The organism is Komagataeibacter oboediens, assembly GCF_003207815.1.
GTDB lineage: Bacteria > Pseudomonadota > Alphaproteobacteria > Acetobacterales > Acetobacteraceae > Komagataeibacter > Komagataeibacter oboediens.
The window spans coordinates 1-533 of sequence record NZ_NKTX01000270.1; the positions used below are offsets into that span (position 1 = coordinate 1).

A 533-nucleotide genomic window follows, 5' to 3' on the forward strand; every position below is an offset into this window, starting at 1 on the left:
ATCCGATCGCCAGTCGGTGTTCATCGCCAGCTCCCACTACAGCTGGTCTTCCATGAATCACCGATCGCATCCGTTGGGAATCCTTATTCCAAATTTTCTGCCAAAGTAGTGCTAGCAGCCTGTCGGGTTGGGCATTTTGCGGCTGATAACGCCGAGGCTGACCCGGCTTATGCCGCCTGAAGCCGCGCCATTCTTTTGCAGTTGTATGCGAGAGCGACGAGTGTCCATTCGGTCGTGACTTTTGGAAGGCCACGCAGACTGAATCTTCTGAAGCCCATGATGCTTTGTAATCATCCGGCGAGAGACGCGGGCGTATTCAGGCGGCGATGGTATTGTGGACCTGCTGGTGGGCTTTCCAGTGCCAGGGCAGGAGTTCATGGAGGCGTGGATTGGGGATGTCATTGATCCGTGCCAGGACATCGGCGAGCCATGCGTGGGGATCGACATCGTTCAGACGCGCGGTGACGATCAGGGAATACATGGCGGCGGCGCGCTCTCCGCCACGATCGGACCCGGCGAACAACCAGGCTTTC

General features: G+C 57.8%; 2 protein-coding genes and 1 pseudogene. 1 reads left to right on the forward strand and 2 read right to left on the reverse strand.

From position 1 onward, the window contains the following. On the forward strand, nucleotides 1–180 hold a 180-nt coding region (locus CFR80_RS19705; RefSeq protein WP_220032780.1), incomplete at its 5' end, for a hypothetical protein. On the opposite strand, the pseudogene CFR80_RS18810 reads toward CFR80_RS19705, so the two are convergent. Both CFR80_RS18810 and CFR80_RS18815 read right to left on the reverse strand, forming a co-directional pair. After that, nucleotides 168–290, reverse strand: a pseudogene (locus CFR80_RS18810) (transposase); the annotation flags it as partial. The gene CFR80_RS19705 and the pseudogene CFR80_RS18810 sit on opposite strands and share 13 nt — an antisense overlap. Nucleotides 291–316: 26 nt before the next feature. Then, the coding region (locus CFR80_RS18815; protein WP_146221620.1) for a transposase domain-containing protein at nucleotides 317–533 on the reverse strand (217 nt) is incomplete at its 5' end.